General features: G+C 54.1%; 20 protein-coding genes and 1 tRNA gene. 5 read left to right on the forward strand and 16 right to left on the reverse strand.

What is annotated here, in order from left to right:
• Positions 1–2: 2 nt before the first annotated feature.
• Entirely contained in the window at positions 3–1,268 is a 1,266-nt protein-coding gene (gene arsD, locus SH573x_RS04945; protein WP_479353224.1) for an arsenite efflux transporter metallochaperone ArsD, read from the reverse strand.
• A gap of 86 nt (positions 1,269–1,354) precedes the next feature.
• Positions 1,355–1,690 carry an ArsR/SmtB family transcription factor gene (locus SH573x_RS04950; protein ID WP_479353225.1) on the reverse strand — a complete coding sequence of 112 codons (336 nt, stop codon included), beginning with the start codon at positions 1,688–1,690 and terminating at the stop codon, positions 1,355–1,357.
• 488 nt (positions 1,691–2,178) lie between these two features.
• On the opposite strand from SH573x_RS04950, the gene SH573x_RS04955 reads away from it, so the two are divergent.
• Positions 2,179–3,948, forward strand: coding sequence for a SulP family inorganic anion transporter (locus tag SH573x_RS04955; protein ID WP_479353226.1), 1,770 nt, complete (start codon positions 2,179–2,181; stop codon positions 3,946–3,948).
• Positions 3,949–4,063: 115 nt separating this feature from the next.
• Here SH573x_RS04955 and SH573x_RS04960 read toward each other — a convergent pair whose 3' ends face one another.
• The 4 genes from SH573x_RS04960 to SH573x_RS04975 form a co-directional block, all read right to left on the reverse strand.
• Positions 4,064–5,884 (reverse strand): cation:proton antiporter, encoded by a 1,821-nt coding sequence (locus tag SH573x_RS04960; protein ID WP_479353227.1) that lies wholly within the window; start codon positions 5,882–5,884, stop codon positions 4,064–4,066.
• A gap of 300 nt (positions 5,885–6,184) precedes the next feature.
• Positions 6,185–7,468, reverse strand: coding sequence for an MFS transporter (locus SH573x_RS04965; protein ID WP_479353228.1), 1,284 nt, complete (start codon positions 7,466–7,468; stop codon positions 6,185–6,187).
• Positions 7,469–7,674: 206 nt separating this feature from the next.
• Positions 7,675–7,824, reverse strand: a complete 150-nt coding sequence (locus SH573x_RS04970; protein ID WP_479353229.1) for a DUF6321 domain-containing protein — start codon at positions 7,822–7,824, stop codon at positions 7,675–7,677.
• Between the two features lie 5 nt (positions 7,825–7,829).
• Positions 7,830–8,141 (reverse strand): hypothetical protein, encoded by a 312-nt coding sequence (locus SH573x_RS04975; RefSeq protein WP_479353230.1) that lies wholly within the window; start codon positions 8,139–8,141, stop codon positions 7,830–7,832.
• A gap of 212 nt (positions 8,142–8,353) precedes the next feature.
• Here SH573x_RS04975 and SH573x_RS04980 point away from each other — a divergent pair, with 212 nt between their 5' ends.
• The 3 genes from SH573x_RS04980 (at position 8,354) to SH573x_RS04990 (ending at position 16,062) form a co-directional block, all read left to right on the forward strand.
• Complete coding sequence (locus tag SH573x_RS04980) at positions 8,354–12,289, forward strand: M36 family metallopeptidase (RefSeq protein ID WP_479353231.1); 3,936 nt, start codon at positions 8,354–8,356, stop codon at positions 12,287–12,289.
• A 194-nt stretch (positions 12,290–12,483) separates the two neighbouring features.
• Entirely contained in the window at positions 12,484–14,145 is a 1,662-nt protein-coding gene (locus SH573x_RS04985) for a hypothetical protein (protein ID WP_479353232.1), read from the forward strand.
• A gap of 933 nt (positions 14,146–15,078) precedes the next feature.
• Positions 15,079–16,062, forward strand: coding sequence for a formylglycine-generating enzyme family protein (locus tag SH573x_RS04990; RefSeq protein ID WP_479353233.1), 984 nt, complete (start codon positions 15,079–15,081; stop codon positions 16,060–16,062).
• Between the two features lie 113 nt (positions 16,063–16,175).
• On the opposite strand, the gene SH573x_RS04995 is transcribed toward SH573x_RS04990, so the two are convergent.
• From SH573x_RS04995 to SH573x_RS05015, 5 genes are all read right to left on the reverse strand, one after another.
• A complete protein-coding gene (locus SH573x_RS04995) occupies positions 16,176–16,319 on the reverse strand; it encodes a hypothetical protein (protein WP_479353234.1) in 144 nt (47 codons plus the stop codon).
• Positions 16,289–16,711 (reverse strand): type I restriction-modification system subunit M N-terminal domain-containing protein, encoded by a 423-nt coding sequence (locus tag SH573x_RS05000; protein ID WP_479353235.1) that lies wholly within the window; start codon positions 16,709–16,711, stop codon positions 16,289–16,291. Before SH573x_RS05000 ends, SH573x_RS04995 begins: the two co-directional genes overlap by 31 nt.
• A 128-nt stretch (positions 16,712–16,839) precedes the next feature.
• Positions 16,840–17,157 (reverse strand): Trp family transcriptional regulator, encoded by a 318-nt coding sequence (locus tag SH573x_RS05005; protein ID WP_479353236.1) that lies wholly within the window; start codon positions 17,155–17,157, stop codon positions 16,840–16,842.
• A gap of 544 nt (positions 17,158–17,701) precedes the next feature.
• A complete protein-coding gene (locus SH573x_RS05010; protein WP_479353237.1) occupies positions 17,702–18,340 on the reverse strand; it encodes a hypothetical protein in 639 nt (212 codons plus the stop codon).
• Between the two features lie 506 nt (positions 18,341–18,846).
• Positions 18,847–18,920 (reverse strand) — tRNA-Arg (locus SH573x_RS05015).
• Positions 18,921–19,133: 213 nt separating this feature from the next.
• On the opposite strand from SH573x_RS05015, the gene SH573x_RS05020 reads away from it, so the two are divergent.
• Positions 19,134–19,580: an SRPBCC family protein gene (locus SH573x_RS05020; protein WP_479353238.1), complete on the forward strand. Its 447-nt coding sequence runs from the start codon at positions 19,134–19,136 to the stop codon at positions 19,578–19,580.
• Positions 19,581–19,677: 97 nt separating this feature from the next.
• Here the strand turns inward: SH573x_RS05020 and SH573x_RS05025 are convergent, their stop codons facing one another.
• The 5 genes from SH573x_RS05025 to SH573x_RS05045 form a co-directional block, all read right to left on the reverse strand.
• Positions 19,678–21,024, reverse strand: coding sequence for a hypothetical protein (locus SH573x_RS05025; protein WP_479353239.1), 1,347 nt, complete (start codon positions 21,022–21,024; stop codon positions 19,678–19,680).
• Between the two features lie 202 nt (positions 21,025–21,226).
• Entirely contained in the window at positions 21,227–22,270 is a 1,044-nt protein-coding gene (locus SH573x_RS05030; protein WP_479353240.1) for a Gfo/Idh/MocA family protein, read from the reverse strand.
• Positions 22,271–22,476: 206 nt separating this feature from the next.
• Positions 22,477–23,193: a hypothetical protein gene (locus tag SH573x_RS05035; RefSeq protein WP_479353241.1), complete on the reverse strand. Its 717-nt coding sequence runs from the start codon at positions 23,191–23,193 to the stop codon at positions 22,477–22,479.
• A 108-nt stretch (positions 23,194–23,301) separates the two neighbouring features.
• A complete protein-coding gene (locus SH573x_RS05040; protein WP_479353242.1) occupies positions 23,302–24,699 on the reverse strand; it encodes a DUF1501 domain-containing protein in 1,398 nt (465 codons plus the stop codon).
• Between the two features lie 105 nt (positions 24,700–24,804).
• Positions 24,805–26,253: a DUF1501 domain-containing protein gene (locus SH573x_RS05045; RefSeq protein WP_479353243.1), complete on the reverse strand. Its 1,449-nt coding sequence runs from the start codon at positions 26,251–26,253 to the stop codon at positions 24,805–24,807.
• Positions 26,254–26,347 lie beyond the last annotated feature (94 nt).

The raw sequence follows: 26,347 nt of genomic DNA on the forward strand, positions 1-26,347 counted from the left end.
TACTAGCAGCAGCCGTTTGATCCACAGCATCCGCCACTTGGTTTGGCAACGGGCAATAGGTATTTCGCGGGTGCACCGCCGACCCAACCGGCGAGTTCGTCACGCGATGGATAGTTGGTTTGGCTGACGATCTGGCCATCCACTACGACGACTGGCAAGCAGTTCGTTCCGGCGGTACTCAACAGATGATGAATTGCCTGGTTGTCGATGAAGGCTTGTGGCTGTTGAGCCAAGTTGTACCGCTCAACGTTGTGACCTTGGTTCTTGAGCCAGTCGAGATCAGCTGCGAACTTGGGCAAGACGGGATCAACGTCCGCGCCGCAGACGCCGGTCGAGCAGCACATGGGCTTGTCGTAGACTTGTACCGTTTTCATGGTTCTCTCCGTCGAGATGGATTGAAGATTAGCAATGGGAATAGTGTTCACCGGGCTGGTCGATGCCTGCTTGAGCGCGTGGACACGTACACTGGCAGCATAGGCATTGGCGTCAAACGACTGCATGACCGATGCCAGCCCGTCATGCAGAGACCTTTCATTCGATCCACACGAGCCACCGCCGCAGCAGCCACCATCACTAGCCATCGCATACGCATTCAGGTCAGCTCCTGTGTCGGTCACCACCACGGCTGCGAATCCGGCTTGTTCTAATAAGCTGCGATACTCGTCGATGAGAATTGCACCCGAGATGCAACCGACATAGGCTTCGACACTTTGCTTGACTTCGCTCGGCAGTTCTTGCTTAAGCGCAATGTCGCTCAGTGCCACGCGTCCGCCGGGTTTCAAAACTCGCAGAATCTCGCGAAACACAGCCAACTTATCGGGCACCAGATTGATCACGCAGTTGCTGATCACGCAATCGACAGAGTTGTCGGCCAGTGGCAACTTGTCGATGGTGGATTGATGGAACTCGACATTCGTCAGTCCAAGCTTTTGTTGGCCAGCGCGAGCTCGCTCGAGCATCTCGGCAGTCATATCGATACCGATGACGCGGCCCGAATCGCCCACTTTGCGAGCCGCTAGAAATACATCCATGCCGCCGCCGCATCCAAGGTCTACGACAACTTCGCTTTCTCGGATGCCGGCCAGTGCCAATGGGTTGCCGCAAGACAATCCCATATTGGCTTCGGCTGGCAACTGATTGAGTTCGTCCTCTGAATATCCGAACGCCGACGCGATGGACCTAACCGCTGTGGACTCGTTCGATAGCGCGCCCTTGGCAACGCCTGCGTATTGGTCCCTCACGTCATCTATCATCACTCGCTCGCTCATTGTGTGCTCCTTTGCACGCTATCGCTTATCGCCGAAGTACGATAGCTATAGGTAAATTTTTTTGTTGGTAACTAAACGGCACGTCCTTACAAGTCCGCGATTAGCTTCTTCAATTTGGCCAAGGCAGCTTTGTTGATGCAGTAGCACACGCGCGGGCCATCGATTTCGCCTTGCACCAAACCGGTTTCCTTCAGGATCTTCAGGTGCTGAGAAACAGTCGATTGAGCCAAGGGCATCTCTTCGACAATCTCACCGCACATGCACGAGGTCCGGTTAAGCAGCAGGCGCACGATCCGCACGCGAGCCGGATGAGCCAGTGCCCAAGTCAGCCTGGCCAAATCTTCCGCCCAAGCGACATCCGGTAGCGACAGCTTCTCGCTAGTCGTGCAGCACTTTTGAGATTCTGCTTTCGTTCGAACCATCGCCTATTGCCTTCGAAGCGGACTGCCTACACGCATCTAAATTGCTTATCGTCGATTAACGATATGGTTGTGCAGGTTTTCTGTCAAGGCGATTCGTCGAACTCGCCTGCTGAGTTCGGGGCAAAAACCCGAAAAATCATTTGTCAGTGAACGTAATCTGCATCTGCTTTGCCAATTGCCTATGGGTGTCTTGAATTCCCTTAAAGTGTGTTGGCAAAGGACCTTGGGCATGGTGAGGCGAGTTCAAGAGCAAGTTAACCTTGTTCAGGCTTACCTCGCGATGTACCTTTGCGTGTGTGTTGCACAATCTCTCAGAAACGACTCGACCGTGAATTGCCAACCGCAGACTTCTCAATCGTCGCTCACTCCGCCCTAAGCGTTGAGTTCTGTTCAGGTATCGTTTCGCCATCGCTTGGACGTTTCTGTGCCGCTGCTGATCGCGGCCATTGACGCCCCTTTTTTATTCTCGCAGGAAGTTCCGTACGCCAATGCTTGATCTATTCCACTCCCAGCCAAAGAATCTCAAAAATGAGTTGTTGTCTGGCCTTACCGTTGCCCTTGCTCTGGTACCTGAGGCTATTGCCTTTGCTTTCGTGGCCGGTGTCTCGCCCATCATCGGTTTGTATTCCGCGTTCTTTATCGGATTAATTTGTGCGCTCTGCGGCGGACGTCCCGGGATGATCTCTGGCGCGACGGGTGCCATGGCCGTCGTCGCCGTCGGACTGGTTGCAACTCAGGGCGTCGAGTATTTGTTTCCCACCGTGATCCTGTGTGGACTACTTCAATTGATGGTTGGATTCGCCCGACTGGGCGTGCTTATTCGAATGGTTCCGCATTCGGTGATGTTAGGCTTTGTGAATGGACTAGCCGTGGTAATCTGCATGGCACAGTTCGGCAGCTTCAAGACAGTCAGCCCCCTCGGCTCACTTCAGTTCATGCGCGGGCCGGCTTTGTGGATCATGATCGCGCTGGTTGCCTTGACCATGGCCATCATTTGGTTGCTTCCCAAATTCACCAAGGCTGTCCCAGCATCACTGGTAGCCATTCTCGTTGTTAGTGGAATTGGTATCGCAGCCAACCAATTGTTGCCAGGAAATTTAGCGGCTGAGAATCAAAGCCAGGTTGTCATGACTGTTGGCGACATGTTGGCCACCAACGCGAAAGTTTCAGTTGCCAAAGCAGTCCTGTCTGACACCGGACCACTGCATACTGATTCCCATGGAGCGCGGGAAGTTTCGTTCGTCACGCCCGAGCAAGCCACTGCTATCACTGCCGCCATGAATAACATCGACCCGAAATCCGCGAGTATCAGCGCCGGCTTGCCGACACTCTTTTTCCAGACTTTTAGTCTACCGCCTGTCACACTGCAAACCCTGTGGATCATCTTTCCATTCGCAGCGGTACTGGCAGCGGTGGGATTGATCGAATCGCTGATGACACTCACGTTGATCGATGAAATCACTGAAACGCAGGGCAACAGCAATCGTGAATGCCTCGGCCAGGGAGTTGCCAATATCATCTGCGGCCTCTTCGGCGGAATGGGTGGCTGTGCCATGATTGGCCAGTCGCTGATCAACGTTGAATCGGGCGGCCGAGGAAGAATATCTGGCGCTTTCGCAGCTTGTTGTCTTCTGGCCTTTGTGATGTTCTTCTCCCAGTGGATCGAGATGATTCCCATGGCAGCACTGGTTGGTGTGATGTTCATGGTAGTCATCGGTACATTTGAATGGGCCTCGTTGAAACTTTATCGCAAGGTTCCCTTGACCGACTTCCTGGTCATGGTGATCGTGACTCTATACACGGCAGTGATGCATGACCTGGCTTCGGCAGTCATCATTGGCGTGATCGTCTCGTCGTTGGCCTTTGCTTTCAAGCATGCCAAGAATGTGAATGCGGACATCAAGTTCAACGAATACGGTGCCAAGGTCTACCAACTACACGGACCATTATTTTTTGCATCGACCTCTCAATTCAAAGAGTTGTTCGATGCTCGCAACGATCCTGACACCGTCGTCATCGACTTCTACTACACGCGCGTCTATGACCACTCCGCCATGGAAGCGATCCATGTGGTGGCTAAGAAGTATCAGCAACTAGGTAAGACCGTGCATTTGACACACCTAAGCGAAGAATGTCGTCAGATGATTCGCAAAGCGAAAGATCTAATCACGGTTTCATTCGCTGAAGAGCCGCAGTTTCACCTGACGACCGACCGGTTTCACGTAGCAGCGTCTCTCCGAGACGTTGATCAGCCTTAGCCCCAGAGTGATTGATGATGTTCTAAACGAGTCTCGGAGAGACTCGGCTACGTGGTCGCGCTTGGCTGGGTTTAGTCGAGCCTTTTTGGGCACTGGCAGTCAGCCGTGGCGACTCTCACTCCTTATCCTGTGCAGTGTGATCGTCTTTGAATGCTAACTCTGCCCCCTGGCTATTCAAAGCAAACTCTTTCTGAACTCGTCGTATCTCTTGTTGAATGAGCGTTTCATCTGCATTCAGCTCTCTCAACAGCAAGACTGCCAGGCCGATCGCGATCTCCCCTTCCTCGGAGACCATGCCGTGCGTTCCCAACTCTTCGAGCCATGTTTTTTCTTGAATGTATCGAGCTCGGGCCAAGATACGAACGTCAGGATTCATATCGGTGGCGGCGAGTATCACGGCCGTTCGCACCAGCACTTCCGGAATGGTGACCAGCAAGTAACGAGCTTTCATGATACCCGCGGCCTCCAGAATATCACGCCGAGTCGCATCTCCATAGACAGCCAGTTCCCCAGACTCGACGATCTCGCGCACGGTATCCAGATTCAGATCCACCACAATCGGCTCGACCCCAAACCGCTTGAGGATGCTAGATGCTGTACGCCCCACCGGACCATAGCCGATGATGACCGCCGTTTGCGATCCATGATCTCCAGCGTGCTGCTGATCGATCTGCGCCTTCATCGATCTGTTGTGCAATTCGCCTTGTTCTGCGGAGCGTCGTAAGAGTCGCTCCCACAATTTAGGATTGCTCTGCAGCCACTTTTCTAAAGGAACAATCGCGCGAAACATTAGCGGGTTGAGCGTTATGGAAACTAGCGCGCAGGCGACCAACAGGCTTTGACCCTCATCGCTCAGCAGATCAAGTCGATGGGCTTCTTCAGCGAGCAAAAAAGAGAATTCACCGATTTGAGCCAGGGCGATAGCTACGGTAATAGCGGTGCGCACTGAATACCTCAACAACCACACGATTGCGAAAGCTGTGATCGGCTTGACCAACAGCACCACACCCAGGAGCCCGACGAAGAGTGCTGGGTAGGCCATGACTACAAACGGGTCGAACAACATACCGACTGAGACAAAGAATAGTACGGCGAAAGCGTCACGCATCGGCAGTGCATCAGCCGCTGCCTGGTGGCTGACTTCCGTTTGCCCTACGACCATCCCCGCCAGGAAAGCTCCCAGCGCCATCGAGACGCCAAAGATGACTGCGGAACCTGTCGCCACCGCTAGTGCGATCGCCAAGATCGAAAGCGTAAACAGTTCGCGCGAACGAGTGCTCGCTACTACGCGTAGCAATTTCGGAATGACAAACCGACCGCCGCCCACTACTACAATGGCCAGCAGTGTGACTTTGGCCGCCGCCAACAGTAGTGAGTACCAAAGACTATCCGCCTCGTTGCCGTTTGGTAATTCGCCTGGAGCAAAAGCGGGAAGTGCCACCAAAACCAGCACGGTGAAGATATCTTCAACGATCAACCAACCGACTGCGATATGACCCTGCGGACTATGGATAATCTCGTTATCCATCAACATGCGGATCAACACGACTGTGCTCGCCACGGAAATGGCGATACCGATTACCATGCCCGAACGCCAGCCCATGCCGGCTGCGCCGACTAGCAGCGCACCAATCAAGGTCGCGACGAGAATTTGACCGACGGCTCCCGGCAGCGCAATGCGCCTGACGGCTAGCAGATCTCGCAAATCAAAGTGCAAGCCCACGCCAAACATCAGCAAGACCACGCCAATTTCAGCGAGCTCGGCAGCCATCTTGGGATCGGCCACCATGCCCGGAGTTTGAGGTCCGAGCATAAACCCAGCAATTAGATATCCCACGATCGGGGACAGTTTGAGTTTCTCCGTGATCAACCCGAAAATCAGAGCCAGCACGAGGCTGGCGGCCAGATTTAACAGAAGTGCGAACTCGTTATGCATGGATCAAGCCAGAGTCTCCTTTTGCTCCGCAAAAGGTTTTGTGTTGCGGTCCAAACAATCGTGCCCTCGGCTTTCGGCGGAGCGAAAGGAGAAACAACAGTTCTATCCTCCATGGCCACATGCAGGGATCCCCGTTGCCGGCGCATTCGTTTGATATCACATTGATTCGCATGTAAGCACTTTCCATACCTTGACCCGTAAGAAAAGTACGGCTACCAAGAAATGGACCAAGCGATAGCTCTATAGATTCGCGCTTGTCCCAGGTTGCCTCATGATAAAACCACATTAAAGCACCTCCACTCACGGCAGTGCTTCACCGGTTTCCGGCAGAATGCCTAAGCGAATATAAGCTGGGCGTGCCGTGCGTCGTAGTCTAGGCAGCTGCGTGGCGAAGACGATAGCAGCCAAGGCGATGATCATGGATGAACCAAATACGACTTGACGGATCGACCAGGCTTGAGTCAGCCAGCCCGTTAACAAACTGCCAAAGGGGGCCGTGCCTTGAAAGGCCATGCTGTAGTATCCCATCACACGGCCGCGTTTGTCTTCCTCCACAATCGTTTGAATGAGCGTGTTGCACGAGGCCATCACGATCATCATTCCGCACCCAGAGCCCAACATGCAAACCGCAGAGAAATTGACACTGCGCGACACCGCAAAGCCGGCCAGTGAAAGACTCAAGCACAAAGTGGCCAACACAATTACGCGACCCAAGCCTAAGACAGTGGCGCGTGACGCCAGGTACATGGCTCCCATGATCGCGCCAATTCCTGACGCTGCCGACAACAGACCTAAAGTATGCGGACCACCTTTCAGCTCGCTAGCGACGAAGACCGGTAATAAGACGCTCTGGGCCATGGTGGCAAAGCTGACGACACCCAGTAACAGCAGCAGAGCTCGAATGGGCGAATAGCTGGCCGCATAACGCAAGCCCTCGATAAACTGCTGGCTAATCGAAGTGGCCAGTCTCTGAGGACCAATGGCCGGTAGTTTCAGAGCTACCAACGCGCCGATCACAGCCACATAACTGACAGCGTCCACCACGAAACACCAAGCTTCACCGATGAAGGCGATCAGCAATCCGGCCACGGTAGGCCCCACCAATCGCGATGCGTTGACCAGCGAGGAATTTAGAGCGATGGCGTTGGGCAGATCCTCGCGATCGGTAACCATCGCCACCATTAAGGATTGCCTGGCCGGCATGTCGAAAGCGTTGATAATGCCCTGCCAACAACCCAGGCCCGCGATCATCCACACGCCTGCTGCCGGTTCAGCCAAGAAGGCAACCGCGGCCAGGCACATCGATTGTAGAAGAGAAAGAACTTGCGTAGCCAACAATACTCGGTATCTGCCCCAGCGATCAACCAAGGCTCCGGCAATGGGGCTGAGTAGAAAGATGGGTAGCAAGCTAATGAAGCTAACCAGCCCTAACATCCAAGTGGCGTCATCTCCACTCCACCTGAATACCAGCCAGCTAGCGGCCAAGCGCGACATCCAGGTGCCAATGAGCGATATGCCCTGCCCCGCAAAGAACAACCGATAGTTCCGATGCCGGAGCGCGCGTGCAAGGTTTGGCCATATCACTGCTGGTCGCCGCTCCGAGGGCTGGAAGGTTGCACATTGAGCGTAGCAACTTATACGCCCCCATGACCTGTCGTTCAGCCGGAGCGCTGAGTCACTCGCGAGATTCTAATGCATAACGTCGTTCCTTGGCAGGCTTAGCAGTCTTTGGAACCGGCTCTCCCCATGCGTGGGCTTGCAGCGTTCACCGCGTCGGCTGGCTCTGATCATCAGCCAAAGGTACGCGATGTAGCCAAATGGCGCCGCGAGAATGAGCCCTTTCGTTGCATCTTGTCCGGTGTTTCGGCAGGTCCTTTGACACCTGGCATTAGTTTGGACCCATCTTTCTCCTTGAACGCTCGACGGCAAGCGGCAGTCAATCCGTCTAGGGGATCGGATCCTTTAGCGGGCTTGCACGCTTCCTGGCTTTCTTGGATGAACGAGTCGAGCCAGACTTCGAACTACGTTTGGCTGTGGTGGATTTCTTCTTGGTGGATTTCTTCTTAGCAGCTTTCTTTTTCGGCCAGCCCTCTTTCATCTGCTCGTACGCTTCATCCGATACGGTTGTGTTCTTCTTGGAGCGACTTTTCTTGGCCTGCTTTCGTTTATTGATATTGGCGACCAATGAGTTTTTCGGAGTGGATCTTTTCGCGGATCGTTTTGATTTTGACTTTGATTTCGAACTGCTATTTGTCATTTTGCTCTACCAATTCAATAGACCTTGTCGCTTGTGCTTGGCCGCGCTTGCCATAGTGGCAAACTATGTGCCCAACGAATGTCGTAGAGTCGCTCGTTCGAACGGGAATCTCTGTACGTTGACCAAATTCTGCTTCTTGCTAGATAGTCGTGACGGAAAAGAGTATCCTGCCCGGTTCGCCCCTTCAGTCGTTCTGGTCAGAAGAGTCTAAAATGCATTCGAGAAGCACCACCCCAGTTCGTCGTTGTGTGCGTCTGTCCGTCGAACGGCTCGAACATCGTCAGCTATTGGCTGGTGACTTAGGTGATCATGACCATATGGTGGAGGACTGGTGGTACCCAGCCTCGCGTGCCCTTTCGCTGCCCCACTCTGCCGATGCTACCTTCTCAGCGAAAAACAATTGGCAAAACGTATTGACGGCCTACACCAGTGGTCTGGTTAACTCCACTCAAGATCTGCCAACTTACCGCGTAACCCATACCCATTACGATACAGATCTCCGAGCTACATTGGTCTACCTTCAACAAACAACCGCAGGTATCGATATTGTCAACGCAACTGCGAACTTGACAATCGCCGATAATGGTCAAGTCAGGGGCTATTCGTCGTTCGTTACCACCGATTCGAAAATCGACTCCAAGTTACAATTTGCCTCTCTATCACCTGAACTCGCACTTGGTTCAATCGCGGAGGAATTTGGATGGTCGAGCTTTAGTCTGCACTCCGCGCCGCGAACCGAATCGGTTATTGGCGGTAGACGCTTTGACGCGCTAACGGTACCCGGCTTGGCCCGCGAGCCAGTGGCTTACGAGAAGATCTATATTCCTTTACCTGATGGGACATTAGAACCAGGTTGGAGATTGAATGTTCAACCAGTGGCCAGCGATGCATGGCTGGATGCGTCAGTCAGTGCCATAGATGGTCAAGTAATGCACGTGGCCAATTGGAGCTCCGACGCACAATATCAAGTGTTTGCTCTACCCAAAGAGAGCCCCAGTGATGGCGGTCGAACGACCGTCGTAAATCCGCAAAACGCTACGCAATCTCCTTTTGGCTGGCACGACCTGAATGGCGTCGCCGGTTCCGAATCATTGCTGACCACTGGTAACAACACCAACGCCTATACAGATGTGGACGCAAACAATGCTCCAGATGCTGGCTCAAGTCCCTCGGGCGGCACGAACCTCATTTTCACATCCACGTTGGATTTCAGCCTGCCTCCGGCCAGCTCTGCTGCCGCCTCGACGATTAACTTGTTTTATGTCACCAATGTTCTGCACGATGTGTTTGGTAACAAGGGCTTTAACGCCGCGTCAGGCAACTTTCAGGTTAACAATTACGGGGCGGGCGGCTTGGGCAATGATCCGCTGAACGCTGAAGATTTGGATGGCTCGGGCACAAACAACGCCAATATGTCGACGCCGCCCGATGGTACCAGTCCGCGCATGCAAATGTTTCGCTGGACGGCGCCTTCTCCAGGTCACAGCGGCTCGTTCGATAACGGCGTGGTCGCTCACGAGTTCGGTCACGGAGTGACGAAGCGTTTAACCGGTGGCCCAGCCAATTCCTCGGTGCTCGTCGGCCTACAAGGCGGTGGCATGGGTGAGGGCTGGAGCGACTACTTTGCGTTGGCCTTTACACAAGGCTCCTCTGACACAGCCCTGGAGGGCCGAGGGATTGGCACTTACGCACTGGGACAACCTTCCAATGGTCTAGGCATTCGCACGCAGCGCTACAGCTATGACATGGCCGTCAATACACACGTGTTTTCGGACATTCAGAATCAGACACTCGTACACTTCGTTGGCGAAACTTGGGCGGCAACCCTGTGGGATCTGCATTGGGCACTGATCGGTGGTAATACACTGGATCCCAATCTGGCGGATGCCGGTTTGGGATTTAACACCAATCTCAATGGCACAACTGGCGGTAACAATGTAGCCCTACGATTGATTGTGCAAGCGCTCAAACTTCAACCGGTTAATCCGACCTTTCTCGACGCGCGTGATGCCATCCTAGCGGCTGACGAGTTGCTTTACGGCGGCGAGCATATGGGTACTATTTGGCAAGTCTTCGCACGCCGAGGCATGGGAGTCAGCGCGGTGTCTGGTCCTGCCACCAGTACCAACGTGGTGGCTGCGTACGATGTGCCGTTGATTGAGCGCATAGAATTTCAACGTGAAGGTTTAATAGGTAGCACGATTTCTTCGGTCGACAGAAAAATGCTGTCCATATCCACACCCGGCGGTGAGCGGCGTCTTGATTTCGCGGCCGAGACTGGCACTAAGACAAGTTTCGTTATTACCCCCGAAAATCCAGCGGCCACCTTGACCGTCCGAATCCTTCGTGAGACGGGCAGTTCCGCTCGCGGTCCCGCCAGCTCGCCAACTCCGGGCGCCGCCGTGGTGATCCCACCCTGGAGCCTGACAACTGGCGGTGGATTCACTCTTGTAGTTTCTTCAAATCAGCCCACAGGCGTGCGTGTGCAGGCCGCACGCAATGCTGCTTTGGAATCGCAGATCGGAGATTCGAACTTCGATAACGAACTGAATATTAACTTCACCAGTTCACTTTTATCAGTCGGCACTACCAATAGCGCCGTTGCCTCTTCGGCGGCAGGAGTCAGGTTCACCAAGTTAAATGATCCCAGCAAGTTTATCGATATTTCCGCCACGGGAGTTCCGCTGAATTTATCAGATGATGGGACAAACACCATTGTCACGACTGTGGGCAATTCCATGCTGCCTGCAGGTGCGGTTCGAGTTAGCAACAATGGCGGAGTCTTGGCGAGCACCTCAGGCGAATTGCCGGTAGACAATTCTCCTATCAGTTCCTTGCCATCAGTGCCCCTGGCCCTGCTGCCTTTTTGGGATGACATCGACTCCGATACTGGCAATGTCTACTGGCAAGAATTGAACGTGGCCGGCGTTCCCACGCTCGTTGTGCAGTGGCATAATCGTCCACACTACAACAACATCGGTAGCGTTACTTTTCAACTGCAAGTGCCTGCCTCGGGGCCTTACCTGGCCCGGTTCGCGTATCAAGATGTCGACTTCGGAGACGCAAACTTAAACAATGGCATTTCAGCCACGATTGGAGCCGTCACAGTAGTAGCGCCAACGCAGTTCAGCTACAACACCGTGGCGGTGAATAATGGTGACCACATCGACTTGGCCATCGTAGAAGACATAGATGAGTTTCGATTTTCGGGTGTCGCCGGCCAGCGCATCGATGTAGCCATGGACGCCATCAACACCGGTTCCATCGGTTCTACCTTCATGCGGCTACTTACCGAGACAAATGCGGTTCTGGCAACGGCATCCACCAAGCCGCTCTCGACGACGACGACGGTGTCGAATTACGATTTGGGGTTGGTCGATTACGTGTTGCCGGCGACCGGAAACTATTCAGTACGTTTGTATGGTCGTGAAAGCTTCGACTATTACCTGTCGGTCACCGAAGCCCTGGCGCTCGACACAGAGAACTCCAGTGGAAATATTACGCCCAATCACATGCTGACGTTGCCAGGAGCCATGCTGGGTCACGTCGATGCGATGGACACACGCGATTTAGACGATATTCAGTTAACAAGTGGCCAGACGATTCGAGCAACGTTAACGCTGATTGGAGAGGGAGCCAACATTCTGCCGTTGAATGATCTGTCGCCCCGATTGGCTATTCTTCGTCCGTCAGGTTCCAGCGCGATCTTCACAACGACCTTCAATTCGTCTGGCGAGATGATTCTCAATTACACAGCCGTCGAGAGTGGGCGCCATCGCATCGACGTTCGCCGTATAGCCGGAAGCGGAGAGTACCATGTCAAAGTTGAAGCCGTTGCGGCTGTTTTGGTTGGAGCGCCTGTGGTGGAGTCATTCAAACAAAGTAGCCTGCAAATCTCACCCTGGCAGAATCAGATCGATCCCTTTGATACCAGCGGCGACATGCAAGTCACTCCGCTCGATGCGCTGCTCCTGATCGATGAACTGAATAATCGTCACATCAGTTCTACAAATGGTCGCTTGCCCCAGTCTCTATTAGCCGCTGAGCGTGTTGATGAGCTCTTTGACGTCAATGGCGACGGCCTGGTAACTCCTAGCGACGCGCTGCTGGTCGTTGACCGACTTAATCAGGTCGCCGAACGCAAATGACTTTAATAAAGTATTGGGTCTTCTTCGGCCCCACCGAGCTCGTCTCGGTGGTCCGATGACTGATTGGCTAGGTCGCAGAACCCTAGCCTACCAGTCGTGCTTCCACCGACGCAAGGTCGGTGGAGAGTAGTTGGTAAATAGTTTATGCGTAAAGCATTGGCACTACCGCCATAGAGGATCCGATGATATCACTCGTGCACAAAGTCTCTTTCCTCTGGTTGATGCTCGCCGGTTGCATCTTCGCTGGGATGTTGCCCGCTGATGCGTGGGCACAGTCGCTGGAAATATGTCGATCTGCAAAGCCTGGTGCTTATCTTATCTTGCCCGATGAGCAGGGGCCGACTCGTGACTTGGTTGCTAATACGCTTAACGGCTACTTGCAGCGATCGTACAAATGGCAATTGCCCATCGCTCAGAACATCAAGCTGGTCGGCTCGTATGTCATCGTTGGCAATCAAGAGAACAATACCACTTTACGGGAGCTGGTCGCTCGTGGACTGCAGCTCGATGAAGCTCGAGTGGGCAGCGAAGGCTTTCAAATTCTTACGAATGAGCTGGATCAACGGCAGTTGATCATCCTCCATGCCAAGACGGCACTGGGACTGAAGCACGCTTGCCAGGAATTGGTTTACTATCGCATGGCGGTTACCCAAGATTCCGCCAGCGTACCTTGGCCACTGGATGTGACGATGCAACCTGCAGTAGCATATCGCGCCTGCTACATGCTGCCATGCTGGTCCGCCTACGATTCGCTCGACGCATGGCGCAGAGCTTTAGAGTTCAACTCGGAGCTGACGCTTAACCGAAACTGGTTCTGGTTGAATGGTTTTCCACTACTTCCGAAGTATGGCGGTATCTATCAAAACAGCGAGTTGGGGGACTTAAATAACGTCCGCAGCTTGATCGAACTGACGCATAGCGAAGGCATGAAGTTTTACATCGGTGGAGGATGGTTCACCTGGCATCACAAGGAGTCGGCCAGTGGATCGACGGCTGAACGTGTCGCCCGCATCGGTGCTGGCGGAGGAGAGAAGCCCATCGAACTGGATGAGCCAGGGATGGCCACTGGCATTCAGTATTACCTCGACCTCCTGGCGGCATTGCCTAACGCGGATGGACTTTACATAGAACCCACCGGTGAAGGAGCCGAGGCGGACAGACAAGTCTGGAGCAAACATGTCGCTGCGTTGGATCGCCTGCTGAAACAAGTTCAAGCTGCGCGGCCTGAGTTCGAGTCGGCCATCGCTATTGGTCGCTTCAACTCGCGTGACTATCGCCAGGCCGTTCACCAAATCGCACCTGACAGCCTGCACTGGTTTTGGGCTTGGGGTAATCCACTGGACGATAAGGCCACCTTGGAACATCCCTTGGTGTTGCGTTGGCATACGACACAAGTGATGAGTTCCTATCACGGTTCGTCGATGCCACCGGAGCCGGTGGAAGCCACGCTGACCGGCATGGTTACCAGCTGGGATCCCGGGATGGGGTTTGGCAATCCTTGGACCGGCTGGGCGAAGATTGGAGTAGATCATCCGCGCAACTTTCATCCTTATACGATGCCTTACTTTTCGCATCAGTACTGGTTTCGCGAGCGTTGTTGGAACTTGGATCTCACGCAGGAGCAGTTCGCCCAGCGGCTGGCCAAAAGACTCTTCGATGCCGACATGCCGCCGGAGAGCATCAAGCTCTACCTCTCACTGGCAGCCGCCTGCCCAAAACCTGCCAGGGCTGATTCCGACACCCTCGCCGCCACTGAGACGTTTGTTCGACGTTACGCTCAACATGGAACCATGCGCAACCGCGACACGCTTGAGCGCATGCAAGAAGCGATCGACGGAATTAAAGCCACCAAGTGAGGCAAGTCCCGGTCATCGAGCCGCCGCTGTCACCACCGAGCTTGTCTCGATGGACCGATGACTGAGCGGCTTGTTCGATGCCCAGCCCAGCTAACCAGTCATGCTCCCACCGACACAAAATCGATGGTGAGCCACGCCGCAATTAGTTTATGTGTAAAGTATTTTTGCAGCTTGCGACGATCGGTAACGAAGGTTGCTGACCTTCGATCAGGCCTGAAGGGCCGGCATAACCTCCGCCGGCGTGCGTCAGCCGCCGGCCGTTGTGCTAACGATGGGGCTGATTGTCTCGATTTGCAGCACGAATCAAAAAATAGGCAATGCACATTGCCACAATACCTAGCAGGGCAAATAGGAACAAGATTTCTAAGAGACCAAGACCAAACATTTTAGCTGACCCATAAGTTGCAGTTTTGCATATCGACGTCGAAAGTTATTCGTTTGTCGATAGACATTCTTGGATTAAATTCTATTTAATGGTTGTCTTTTTGCGTGAAAAGTCACGGCACATTGCTAATGATAGTGTGCGCAACTGTGAATCCTTGGAGCGGCGAAAGACCGCCATCCTTTGCGAGTCAGCGTGACGCGGTTTGTGCAGAAGGTCAATCTGAAACCGCTGACCGATTTCGCTTTACGCAGTCCTACTCCTACTCCTACTCCTACTCCTACTCCTACTCCTACTCCTACTCCTACTCCTACTCCTACTCGGGCATCATGCTGACAGACGAGTAGGAGTAGGAAGAAGAGCAAGCATTGGTTGACGTCTAGAGCATTTGGTGATTTGACAGGGGAGCTAATCTCAGGCGATTGCGCCTGTAAACGAAACTTTCATTGTAGTCCGTTGAGTTGGCCAAACGTGAGGTGCTACACTATGGGGCGCGACTCTCCTGAGCGTAGATGCGTGTAAAAGTGAAAGCGATATACCTACCTGGACCAATGACGATGCTGCAGCGGCTGGATCAATATTTGACTAAGATTCTTCTGACTGTAGTCCTATCGGGCGGCGCGACGCTGCCGCTCTCCAGCGTGCTGGCACAAGAACAATCGGTTGTCGAAGCTCCCGCTGGAATCCTCCTGGTTCGAATTCCCGCCGGCTCTTTCGCGATGGGAGCCAATGAGCCCGCTGAGGTTGTAGCACAAAAGAGCAGTCTGACAGCCTCGGAGTTCAAGTCCGAAGGCCCAAGCCACAGCGTCAGGATATCGCGTGAATTCTTGATGTCGCAAACGGAGATCACGCAGGGACAGTACTCGAAAATAGTGGGCAACAATCCAAGCTATTTTGCGCCTGCGGGTAAGGGTAAAGAACTGGTCTCGAGTATCGATACGGAGCAACTGCCGGTCGATACGGTCAGTTGGTTCGATGCTGTCGCCTTTTGCAATAGCTTGAGTGAAAAGGCGGGGCTCACAGCCTATTACCAGCTGGAAGACACCAAGATGAGCAACCTCAACATCATGGCTGCCAAGGTGACTGTGGTGGGGGGCCAGGGCTTTCGCTTGCCCACCGAGGCAGAATGGGAGTACGCTTGTCGTGCGGGCAGTAAAACCACGTTCAGCCTGGGTGACAATCTGAGCAGTTTGCAAGCGAACTTTGACGGCGAGCAACCTTACGGCGATGCACAGCGAGGCCCGCATCTGAGACGCACCGCTGCGGTCAAGAGCTTCGAGCCCAATGCATTCGGGCTGTACGACATGCACGGCAATCTTTGGGAACATTGCGAGGACATTTATTCGTCAAGCTATTATGGTAAGTCTCCCAAAGAAGATCCCACCGGCCCGTCGTTTGGCAAAGAGCGAGTAATCCGTGGCGGCTGTTACTACGGGCCCGCCTATCTCTGTCGCTCGGCCCACCGCTGCCGTTACGAGCCAACCTTCAAGCCCTCTAACGTGCTCGGCTTCCGCATTGTACGATCCAGTAAGTGATCACTAAGACTTGCTTGACTCGACTGTTCCTCTGCCGACAGCAACCAATCGCACGACCATTCAATTGAGCACTCCTCTTCGTTATTGTCTTCGTTGAACTTGCGGACCAGTTCTTAAAAGATGGTGCCCATGGAGTGATTGTCCATGGCCGGATGGCGAATGCTGCCGTCGGCATTGAGCACTGGTTTGGAACTGAAATTGATTTCGGGATTGCAGAATTTTTCGATCAATAAACCAAGTGCGTCGGCTTTGGACAATGTCGGGATCGGTTACGGAACTTGAAGTTCTCGAGGATGTCTTGAACGTTGGGAGAGAAACCGTCGAGGTAATCTTCGAAGTCTTGCCGCAGTTGTTGTTGGCTGTTGCGGGATTGCAGATCGCGCAATGTAAACTTCGAGGTGTTATAGAAAGCCTGTCCCGCAGCATCGCAAAGGGCTTGTCGCTGTTCCGTAATACCTGCTGTGTCGAGCAAGGCTCTGGTATCGAGAACCTTCTGGTGTGTGTCGAGCGGAACTGTATCGAGCCGCCGCAGCACGCACATAGGCAGAATGACGTCGGGATACTTGCCGCGCTTGAACAGGTCTCGCAAGACGTCGTCGGCAATCCCCCAAATGAAGGAGACGATTTTGTTGCGGGTGGCTTGATCCATCGGTAGCTGTTCCTAGCTCGGTAGCTGTTGTTGCTCGGCGCCAAAGACTGCAGCGTTTGGATCAAGCTAGCAATCAATGGTTTCGCGGTGAAATCGGAAGTGCTAAGCGTTGAGCCGGATGGTGGCAGCTACGCTAGCCTTTCGATAATGCTTGCAAGTTCACCAGTGGACCGTTCTCCAAAGGTGCAGTTTTTAACTTTGGTAACTGTTCCAGGGGCGACATCCAAGTGTCGCGCGATTTCAGCAAATGTTCGTTTAGAAGAGGGAAGTCCTTGGCTCATGCGATGAATCTCGACTGCGATTTCAAGCCTGCGATCAAGATCCTTCATTTCCGCTTCGGTAAAGAGGTCGTGAATGACGTTTTGCGCTTCCTCCACCGTGCTGACAGTGACAAAGAGCCGAGCCAGGAAGGCGACCTTTGGTTCACCTGAGTCAATTTGGTTCATTCACTTTCCTCGCGCTCGCCCCAATAATTAGCTTGCAGCATGTTGCGATGCTGCCATGGCAACTGATTGCAATCGTGCGACGTAATGGTAGATTAAATGCCCGACGGATGAAACAGGGCCTCTATGAATGCTGGGTGAAGCATGAAATCGACATTTACGTCGGGGCGGAACAAAGCTATAAGTGCTCGGACAGACTTACCAGAATCGAGTGCTTCGACCTCCGAAACGCTTGAAAAAACGCAGTCCGTGAATCAAGGTAGAGTTACTACTAGACTTTGCAGCACGAGCGATACGATGATCCTGGGCGATGTCATAGACAAATCCGGTGCGCCAGTTGGCTACATAGTGGCCAATAGACAGGGACGTATAAGTGTCCAACTGGAACTTCCATGGTCGGGACTGGCTGAGCGACTCAATCATGAAATTGAGCTGGGGAAGTCCATTTTAGACTGCGACCTGCAGGAGGTATCTTTGTCCAAGTTCGAGGGAGTGGTAGAAGCCATTGAAATGGCTGCTCGAGGAGTACTACAGGTTACCACCCGAACTAGCTAAACGTTCGTGGCACCGTTGGGATCTTGTGCCACGCCCAAAATTTGGAAGCGGCCTGCAGGGACGTGTTGCTGGCTCCACTGTATCCTGCGAATCGAATGGACAGATTCGCGAAGTCGGCAACCAGTTTAGGCTCCTCGGGAAACAGACTGTAGGCGAGGAGCTTAATGTTGTCGCGTTGATTGGGGATGCCCGCGACGGTTAGACTCGAGATCCATTTCCGCTGTTCATCCATGGAATTCTGCCACGCCAAGTTAGCAAAGATGTGACCTAACTGTGCCAAAGGTGTCGCGTCCCAGCTTACAGGTTCAATCGTTCGGTAAAGGTTAAGACGCCGTGGCAAGGCAACGACTGGTCGATTGTTGGAATTCACAAAGCAGTGCAGCGAGATGTCGCGGATTTGCGTACAGAAAAGACGCTTCAACACCAAACCGTTTGCGCCCTGCTGGGCGTAGATGGCTTGCAACATGCCAATGAGAGTTTCGTGGGCGAAGTGCCCTGCGCTTTCCTGGCCTGTCCCTTTTTGCAGTCGCACACCATGCCGCGAAAGATGCTCGCCCAATAAGCTAAACGCGAGCCTATCATCCTTCGCAATTTTGGGGACAATCTCCGCGAAATGCGACTCGTCGGACACAAGCAGTGGCGAGTGTCGCTTTACGAGCGGCCAAGAATCGACTTCTTCGAAGATCAACTTATGCGCGCTGCTGGACATAGCATTTACCCTTGACGAGGTGGGAGGGTATTTTTAATGAGGTGGGTATAGGATCGCGGGCAGCTCCCATTAATGCTATTCGCCATAACCACTTCAGACAATGTTCGCGGACCGCTCGTGTGGGACTTTTCGGCAGAGATTAGCGTTTCATCGCCAAGCGCACGGAGGCTTGCGATCCAAGAGGCCACCGAAGAGTCGAGGGCCGCGATCAAGCATTTTGCCATGAAGTATCCGCGATGAAACCCACTGATCCCAGCAAGTGGCTGACCAAAATAACAGCGACCTACGATATAGACACTTAGTTTTATGTCAAAACTCAAATCACTCAAAACTAGCGGCTAACCTAATGCTAGCAAAGGGTGCGGACATAAACCGAGGTCGTGGTTGGACACTCTGATTGGCGTAAGAAGAAATGGTTACGAACAGAGCACTCCCGGTAGGATTCGAACCTACGGCCGTCGGATTAGAAATCCGATGCTCTATCCAACTGAGCTACGGGAGCGAGTGTGTTTGGCTGCGGACGAAATGTGCGCACGCTTGAAGGGGCGGTGGATGGTAGGGCGGTTGCTGGCGGCGCGGCGAAGGCGTATTTTAGCTTGACTGGCACTTGGGAGAAAGGGATTGCCGGCGGAGAGCAACGAGGATTTGAGGTTTGAAGTGATGTAGGCGGGGGGCGAGGTGTGGATTTGAAGTTTCATACTAAAGCGAGGGTTTGATGACCATTGAATATGAGTATGCGGTAGAGGTGGAGTGCTCGCCGGAGGTGGCGTTCGCTTTTCTTGACGATCTGCCGCGGACTCCGCAGTGGCTGGGGCCCTGTACCAAACTTGAAAAAGTCGTTCCCGGTCCAAACCAGGTCGGCGATAAACTGCGCTATGAGTACTCGCAAGCCGGACAGCAGGGCACGATGCAAGGCGAGATCCTCCAGCGCGTCGAAAATCAAAAGCTCTACTGCAAATACGCCGACAAATTGATGGAAGTCGTCGTCGATTTCACCATCTCTCCCGCCGGAGCCAACACACGCCTGGTGCACCTGATCACCATGAACCCGCAGAGCTTTATGATGAAAATAATGACCCCCATGATTCGACGCGGGGTGGCTTCGCAAACTATCGATGCTATGCAGAATATTAAACGCATGATCGAAGAGGGAGCAGTCTAAGGCTAGTGGATAGACACAGGCTGGAAGCCTATGCCACAGAAGACACAGGCTGGAAGCCTATGCCACAGAAGACACAGGCTGGAAGCCTATGCCACAGTTAGGAGACGCGGTAGAAGCGGCGAGCTAGGGTTCCGCCGCCTAGGGCTTTGAGACGCAAGAAGCGATTCTTGAGCGTGAGGTTGAGCGAGTTTATAGATTCGTTGTCGATGTAGGCGCTCTCAACGGTGACCACGTTGGGCGTGTTATCACCTTTGATGATGGTGAACTCGGTGCCGTGGGGGAAGCCGTGTGACCAGGGCATGACGATCTTGACAGGACCCTTGGAGGCATCGACAAATACGTGACGCACATATTCAGGTACCGCGTAGTCCTCCGATACTTGTACGCCTACGTCGCGAGCGTCGGTGCGATGGATCACATCACCAACTTGAAAGTTGCAATTGTCGATGATGCCACCAGCTATATCGACAACTGCAAACGTCTGAACTTCCCAGAGTGGGCCAGGTGATTGCCAGTTGGGCTCTGCCTCCGAAGTGTGGTCCTTCTGGCAGCGCATGATCCAGGTCTTGGGGGCCGCAGAAGCGGTGGCCGGAAAGACGACTGCGACGGCATCGTTGGCTTTATACTTTTGGCCCTTTTGCCAAACCGGTACGGCATGACGTTGCAAACATGACATGATCTGCGGCGGTTGCGAGCCACAGCCTTTATAGAATCGCAATGACTCGGTGCGACAACCGGCGACCAGGATCGCATCCCCTACCCCGCCCGAATCGGCCACAATGTCCCAGCCATTGTTGAGAATCTGCTGATAGCCTTTGGTCGACTGGAAACCGACACCCAACACATGGAATCCGCCAAAGATGACTTGTATGCCATGCTTGTCAAAGTCTTGAAAGTTGCCCCCAATGAACTGATTGTTCAGCGCGTTGTAACCTTTCTGAAAGTAGAGAGCTTCGGTCGCACTGATAAAGTGACAATTGATGAAGCATTGCTCGCTGCCTTGCGCACCATTGCCGCCCGCTGGGCACATCGCCAAACCATAACGCGAGCGGCCACCCTTATCGACTCCCGCACCGTTGATAGACAAGTTATCGTAAGTATTGCCCTGCACGCCACGTTTGGGGCCGCCATCGATCTCAACCACGGCGCGAGTCTTCAAGCCCTCACTGACTCCAAAGCCAATGTCTTGAATGCGACTGTACCACAGGCCATCGACGCGCAGCGTCGGTTTATCGGGCGCGATACCTTTGATGATCGTGGTGTTGCGACCACTGCCCCGCAAGATCATGCCCCGCACATCCTTCAGGTCTACATTCGCCAAGTACGTTCCGGGTTTGATGAGCAGCTCGCCTCCTACTTTGACCGCAGCCTCACAGGCAGCTTGTAGCTCCTTGGTGCAGTTCTTGTTGGGAGCGACGTTGAATTCTTCGGCATGGATGAGCATGGGTTGGCCGCCTTGGGCACACGGTAGAGACTTTTAGTTCCTCTCTGAATCATAACCCAGGAGTACGAGTAGGAAACTCGCGCTTCGGTAACGAGCCCCCTCCCGCAGACTTCGGCTGAACGCCTCGTCTGCGACCTCCCCCAGCGAAGCTGGGAGAGGTGACATATTTTGGTTAGAGGGTGCGAGCGGCTGGGGATAAGCCTTACGGAAGATGCAGGGCGGCTTCGACTATTTGTTGGCCGATGCGGCTGATCTCGGGGCTCAAGGGGCCGGTGATGGGCGAGCCGGTCGATAGGCAATGGACGAAATATTGAATCGGATTCTGGTACGGAGGCAAAAGTGGGTCGACGGGGATGTCGATGCCACCTGGATGCTGCGCGTCTTGTACGCGCACGTGCGATTCATAATCGTACGACGAGATCGTACCGCGCTGGCCCACGATCACGAAGCCACACTTGGGTTGCGGTTGATGCGTCCACGGATCGGTAAACGTGCCCCAACGCGTTTCGAATTTACTCAAGCCACGCTCGTATCTCGCAATGGTGATCGAATGCTCGTCGACTTCCAGTCCAGGTGGGTTGTAGGTAACCGAGGTTACCTCCAGCGGGATCTGGCCACCGTTGAACCAGGTCCCAAGCGTGACGCCGTACCCCAGATAATCCAACCGCGATCCACCCCCGGACTGGCGCTTGTAAAACCAACTATGCGGCTTCTCGTTCTCTACCTCAGCGGCGCTGATTTCAGCTTTGCCGGCCGTGTGCCAGAGCGGGCCACGGTTGCCATCGTAGTAGTGAACTTCGTTGACCGAACCTATGCGTCCTTCCTCAATCAGTCGCATGGTCGTGCGATGCGCGGCCACCCAAGCTAAAGGCCAGTTTATGGCCCAGCGTACGTCGTGCTGCCGACAAACAGCAATCATCGCATCAGCCTGGTCGAGCGTAGCTGCCATCGGTTTTTCGATCAACAGCGGTAGACCCAACGGGGCCAATCTTTGAACCCATAACGCGTGATCGCCGGTGGATGGACAGAGCACCAGGAAGTCTGGCCGGGCATGCTGGATACAATGTTGCCAATCAGTATAGACCTGGTCAGCGGGTATCGAATGAGCGGCAATGAAGCGCTCCATCCGCCCTGGATCGCTGTCGCAGATGCCAACTAGCTGGCAATCGGGATGAGCCATAACCATAGCCAGGTTATCGCCCATATGCATGTGCTCAAACGAGATGCCTGCGACTCGATACTTCATCCGTAAATCGACCTTGGGCCTCAAAATGCGCACCGGGTAGCCACCGTCTCCAGACGGTGGGCTGGGTTGGCGGGTGGACTTTGGCTGTCGCCGAATTCCACCGCTTGGCAGCGGTGGCTACGACGCAATCCACCGCTCAGTGGCGGTGACTAAAGAGAATTCCACCGCTTGGCAGCGGTGGATACTTGCTGAATGACGCTGGCCACTTAGGCCGCCGGTTGGGCTTGTTTACGCTTGCGGAGAAGGCGACGCACTGGATAGACAACACCACCCAACGCACACAGAGCGAGTGTGCTCGGCTCTGGTACGGCAACTACGCTAATGACCACTGGTGGGCTAGCGAAGGTGTGCTGAAACTGATCAGCGGGGCCATTGGAATTAATGTACGCAAAGCCCGAAACGTTCGTGTAATCGGCGCTGAGAACCGGCGTAAAGTTGAAGGTGTAGTTACCGATGGGGGCATTAAATTGAATCGTGCCCAACAGCGTCGACAGGTTGTTGACGCTGCCAATGGTTGCGTTGGGAATTGGAATTGGGTTAACAGCGCTGGTGTTCGCAGCCCGCCATTCGATTTGTTGACCGGATATCGAAGGACTGCCCGAAGGAAACACGGCGAAGGGGGCCACACCGCTCCAAGCCGAACCGGGATTGGCTGTGTGCTGGGCGGCCAGGCCACTTACCGAACCACCGGTAATGTTGACGCGGAACTGGTAAGCACCCACGCGATTACTGTTGACGGCTGGATTGGGAATGCCGCCGCCAGTCGGGTTGCCGTCCCATCGCGCATAGAGGTTGACGGTGACGTTGGTAGAACTAGGCAATGAAGTCTGCACGGGAGTTAACACGATACCCGCTTGGGCTATCGAACTGCCAATTACCGCACAAATGCCTGTTAGAGCGAAAACTAGTGAACGTATGATCATGTTAGGGCCATAGGCTGAGGGATACGGGCCGTCACAGGGCCTTTTGAGTCTAAGTATGACGTTTTCGAATTGCAACTGAAAATTAAGAGTCTTAGGCAAAATTTTCCGTTAAGTTAAAATATCCGACAATATGCGGCATGGCTCAACCCCTGAAAGTCGGGCATCTAAGCCTTGGAACTTGACGCTGAAACGCGAATGGTCGATACCGAAGAGGTGCAACATAGTTGCGTGGAGGTCGTGGACGCTTACTATGTTCTCAACTGCGGCGTAGCCCAGTTCATCCGTTTGACCGTAACTGAGCCCGCCTTTGATAGCTCCGCCGGCCAGCCAAATCGTAAAGCCTTTATTGTGATGGTCGCGGCCGGAGCCGCCTTGGGACATGGGCGTGCGCCCAAACTCACCAGCCCAGACAATTAAAGTGTCTTGCCACAACCCGCGAGCCTTCAAGTCTTTGATCAAGGCGGCACACGGGCGATCGATCTCTTTGGCTTTCAGTTCCACGCCGTCCTTCACGCCGCCGTGATGATCCCAGTCTTTGTGATAGAGTTGAATAAAGCGTACGCCCCGCTCGGCCAGCCGACGAGCCAGCAAGCAGTTCGAAGCAAACGAACCGTCACCGACCTGGCAACCATACAAGTCGAGTGTCCCCTGCCCTTCACTGGCAGCATCCATCAGTTGTGGAACGCTCGACTGCATCTTGAACGCCATTTCATACTGAGCGATGCGCGTGGCGATCTCGGGATCAGGCGAAGCTTGTTGACGTTGTTGATTAAGGGCATTGATGGTTTCGACGAGCGACTGCTGGGCATCGCGCGAGACGCCAGGCGGACTACCCAAGTACATGACCGGTTCGCCTTTGCCGCGCAAGTGCACACCTTGATAACGCGAAGGCAAAAGCCCGCTGGACCATTGCCGAGCTGCGATCGGTTGATTCTGTCCGCCTTGTCCCAACGAAGTCAAAACTACAAAGCCAGGCAGGTCGACCGCTTCGCTACCCAATCCATACAGCACCCAAGCGCCCATCGATGGACGACCGGCAATTTGTGAACCCGTGTTCATGAACATGTGAGCCGGATCATGATTGATCGCATCGGTGGTCATCGAGCGCACAAAGCAAATATCGTCGACCACCGAACCAATCTCAGGGAACAACTCACAAATCTCGGTGCCACACTTACCGAAGCGTTTGAATTTCGTTTGCGGCCCGTAACATTTGAGCGGTTGACCTTGTAACTGAGCGATCTGCTGACCCTTGGTCATGCTCTCGGGCATCATTTGCCCATCGCGTTTGCCCAGTTCCGGTTTGTAATCAAACGTTTCCAAATGCGATGGGCCACCGGCCATCGTCAGCCAAATGACACGCTTGATCCGTGGCGTATGATGCTGAATGATCGGCTGGCCCGGCTCGTTGGCCAACAGACCATCGCGAGCTAACAGGTTCGCCAAAGCCAGCGAACCAATACCCATCGAACTATGGCGAAGAAATGTGCGGCGTAGGTGGTTCATGGGAGATTGAAGATTGAAGATTGAAGATTGAGGATTGAAGTTGTGTGGTAGCGGAAGCCGTCGAGGCTTTCGGCAGCGCGGTCTCGAAATGCTTGACGCATTCCGCTACGAGGATATTAATTCGGCAATGGGGCGACCGTGGTCGACTAGCGGCGTTGGTCGGCCGTTGAAGTCCTTGATAAAGGTATGCGCGGCATCGATACCTAAGTGATGATAGATCGTGGCCAGAAAATCTTCGGCTGAGCAAATGCGCTCGATGGCATCTTCGCCGCGTTTGTCGGTGGCCCCGATGCACTGGCCAGTTTGGATACCACCACCGGCCCACAAATTCGAAAATCCGCGCACCCAGTGGTCGCGACCGGGTTGCTGCGTGCCGGCCGGTCCACTGGCATCACCTGCGCCCGTACTCGGTGAATATTCGATTTTGGGTGTGCGGCCGAACTCGCCGGTCACCACTACTAAGACGCGTTTATCCAAGCCGCGCTCGTAGATGTCTTCGATGAGTGCAGTAACTGCTTGATCGTATGCGGCAGCTCGAAATCGCAGCGCATCGAAGATGTGGTGATTGACGGCATGATCATCCCAGTTCTGCACGCGACCACAGAGCGGACCAGAGAGACTGGTGGTCATGACCTCTACACCAGCTTCGACCAAACGCCGCGCCATGAGCAGCTGTTGGCCCCAAGCGTTGCGACCGTAGCGGTCGCGCGTGCGTTCATCTTCTTGCGTGAGATCAAACGCCTGGCGAGTTTGAGGATTGGTCAACAACGTATACGCTTGCTGTTCAAACTGATCGAGCGCACCCAGTTCGCCCAGTTGATCGAAGGAACGCGTGAGCGTATCGAGCTTTTGACGCAAGCTAGTGCGACGACCGATACGCGCGACTTCGTTTTGATCCGATAGACCAATGTTGGGGACTGAGAAAGTCGGCGAATTAGGATCGCCGTGCACGGTGAATGGCGAATACGCATCGCCCAAATAAGCCGGTCCGTTGTACTCCAGCGGTGGATTGACTCCGACATAACGTGGCAGTGGGTTCTGGTCTTGAGCTGCGCCGCTGGCGGGCACTGCCTCGCGATCGGCTTGCGAGCGCAAGTAGTTGGTCACCGTCATCCAATCCGGCAAGCGTGGCTTGGGTTTGTCGCGCGTATCGGAGTCGCCTGAAAGCATTTGCATGGAACCAGCCGGATGACCAGGAGCGGTTTGACGCATCGATCGCAAAACCGAGAACTTGTCGGCGATCTGCGCTTGGCGCGGTAGCAACTCCGTGAACTGCATCCCGGGTACTTTGGTGGCGATCGGCTTGAATGGTCCGCGATATTCCGTGGTCGCGTGGGGCTTGGGGTCATACGTATCGATATGCGAACAGCCACCTGGCTTCCACACCATGATGACCGCGGTCTTCTCTGTGTTTTTAGTGGGCTCTGCGGCCGCAGCGAGCGATTGCAAACGCAATATGTGAGGCAGCGTTAACGTGGCAAAGCCAGATAACCCCAAACGCAAGAAGTCTCGGCGCGCCGTGTAGGTTTTAGGACCTGGACAGTGGTTGTTCATGGAGGCACCTGAGGATAAAGGCTTGTCTGTGGTAGCGGAAGCCGTCAAGGCTTTCGGCAGCGCGGTCTCGAAATGCTTGACGCATTCCGCTACC

It is taken from the genome of Rania fehmarnensis, assembly GCF_056494185.1.

What these genes read in the sequence shown, in the direction of transcription:
- arsD (WP_479353224.1), bottom strand. Translation starts at nt 1,268, where the DNA reads ATGAGCGAGCGAGTGATGATAGATGACGTGAGGGACCAATACGCAGGC.
- SH573x_RS04950 (WP_479353225.1), bottom strand. Translation starts at nt 1,690, where the DNA reads ATGGTTCGAACGAAAGCAGAATCTCAAAAGTGCTGCACGACTAGCGAG.
- SH573x_RS04955 (WP_479353226.1), top strand. Translation starts at nt 2,179, where the DNA reads ATGCTTGATCTATTCCACTCCCAGCCAAAGAATCTCAAAAATGAGTTG.
- SH573x_RS04960 (WP_479353227.1), bottom strand. Translation starts at nt 5,884, where the DNA reads ATGCATAACGAGTTCGCACTTCTGTTAAATCTGGCCGCCAGCCTCGTG.
- SH573x_RS04975 (WP_479353230.1), bottom strand. Translation starts at nt 8,141, where the DNA reads ATGACAAATAGCAGTTCGAAATCAAAGTCAAAATCAAAACGATCCGCG.
- SH573x_RS04980 (WP_479353231.1), top strand. Translation starts at nt 8,354, where the DNA reads ATGCATTCGAGAAGCACCACCCCAGTTCGTCGTTGTGTGCGTCTGTCC.
- SH573x_RS04990 (WP_479353233.1), top strand. Translation starts at nt 15,079, where the DNA reads ATGACGATGCTGCAGCGGCTGGATCAATATTTGACTAAGATTCTTCTG.
- SH573x_RS05000 (WP_479353235.1), bottom strand. Translation starts at nt 16,711, where the DNA reads ATGGATCAAGCCACCCGCAACAAAATCGTCTCCTTCATTTGGGGGATT.
- SH573x_RS05005 (WP_479353236.1), bottom strand. Translation starts at nt 17,157, where the DNA reads ATGAACCAAATTGACTCAGGTGAACCAAAGGTCGCCTTCCTGGCTCGG.
- SH573x_RS05020 (WP_479353238.1), top strand. Translation starts at nt 19,134, where the DNA reads ATGACCATTGAATATGAGTATGCGGTAGAGGTGGAGTGCTCGCCGGAG.
- SH573x_RS05025 (WP_479353239.1), bottom strand. Translation starts at nt 21,024, where the DNA reads ATGCTCATCCATGCCGAAGAATTCAACGTCGCTCCCAACAAGAACTGC.
- SH573x_RS05030 (WP_479353240.1), bottom strand. Translation starts at nt 22,270, where the DNA reads ATGAAGTATCGAGTCGCAGGCATCTCGTTTGAGCACATGCATATGGGC.
- SH573x_RS05035 (WP_479353241.1), bottom strand. Translation starts at nt 23,193, where the DNA reads ATGATCATACGTTCACTAGTTTTCGCTCTAACAGGCATTTGTGCGGTA.
- SH573x_RS05040 (WP_479353242.1), bottom strand. Translation starts at nt 24,699, where the DNA reads ATGAACCACCTACGCCGCACATTTCTTCGCCATAGTTCGATGGGTATT.
- SH573x_RS05045 (WP_479353243.1), bottom strand. Translation starts at nt 26,253, where the DNA reads ATGAACAACCACTGTCCAGGTCCTAAAACCTACACGGCGCGCCGAGAC.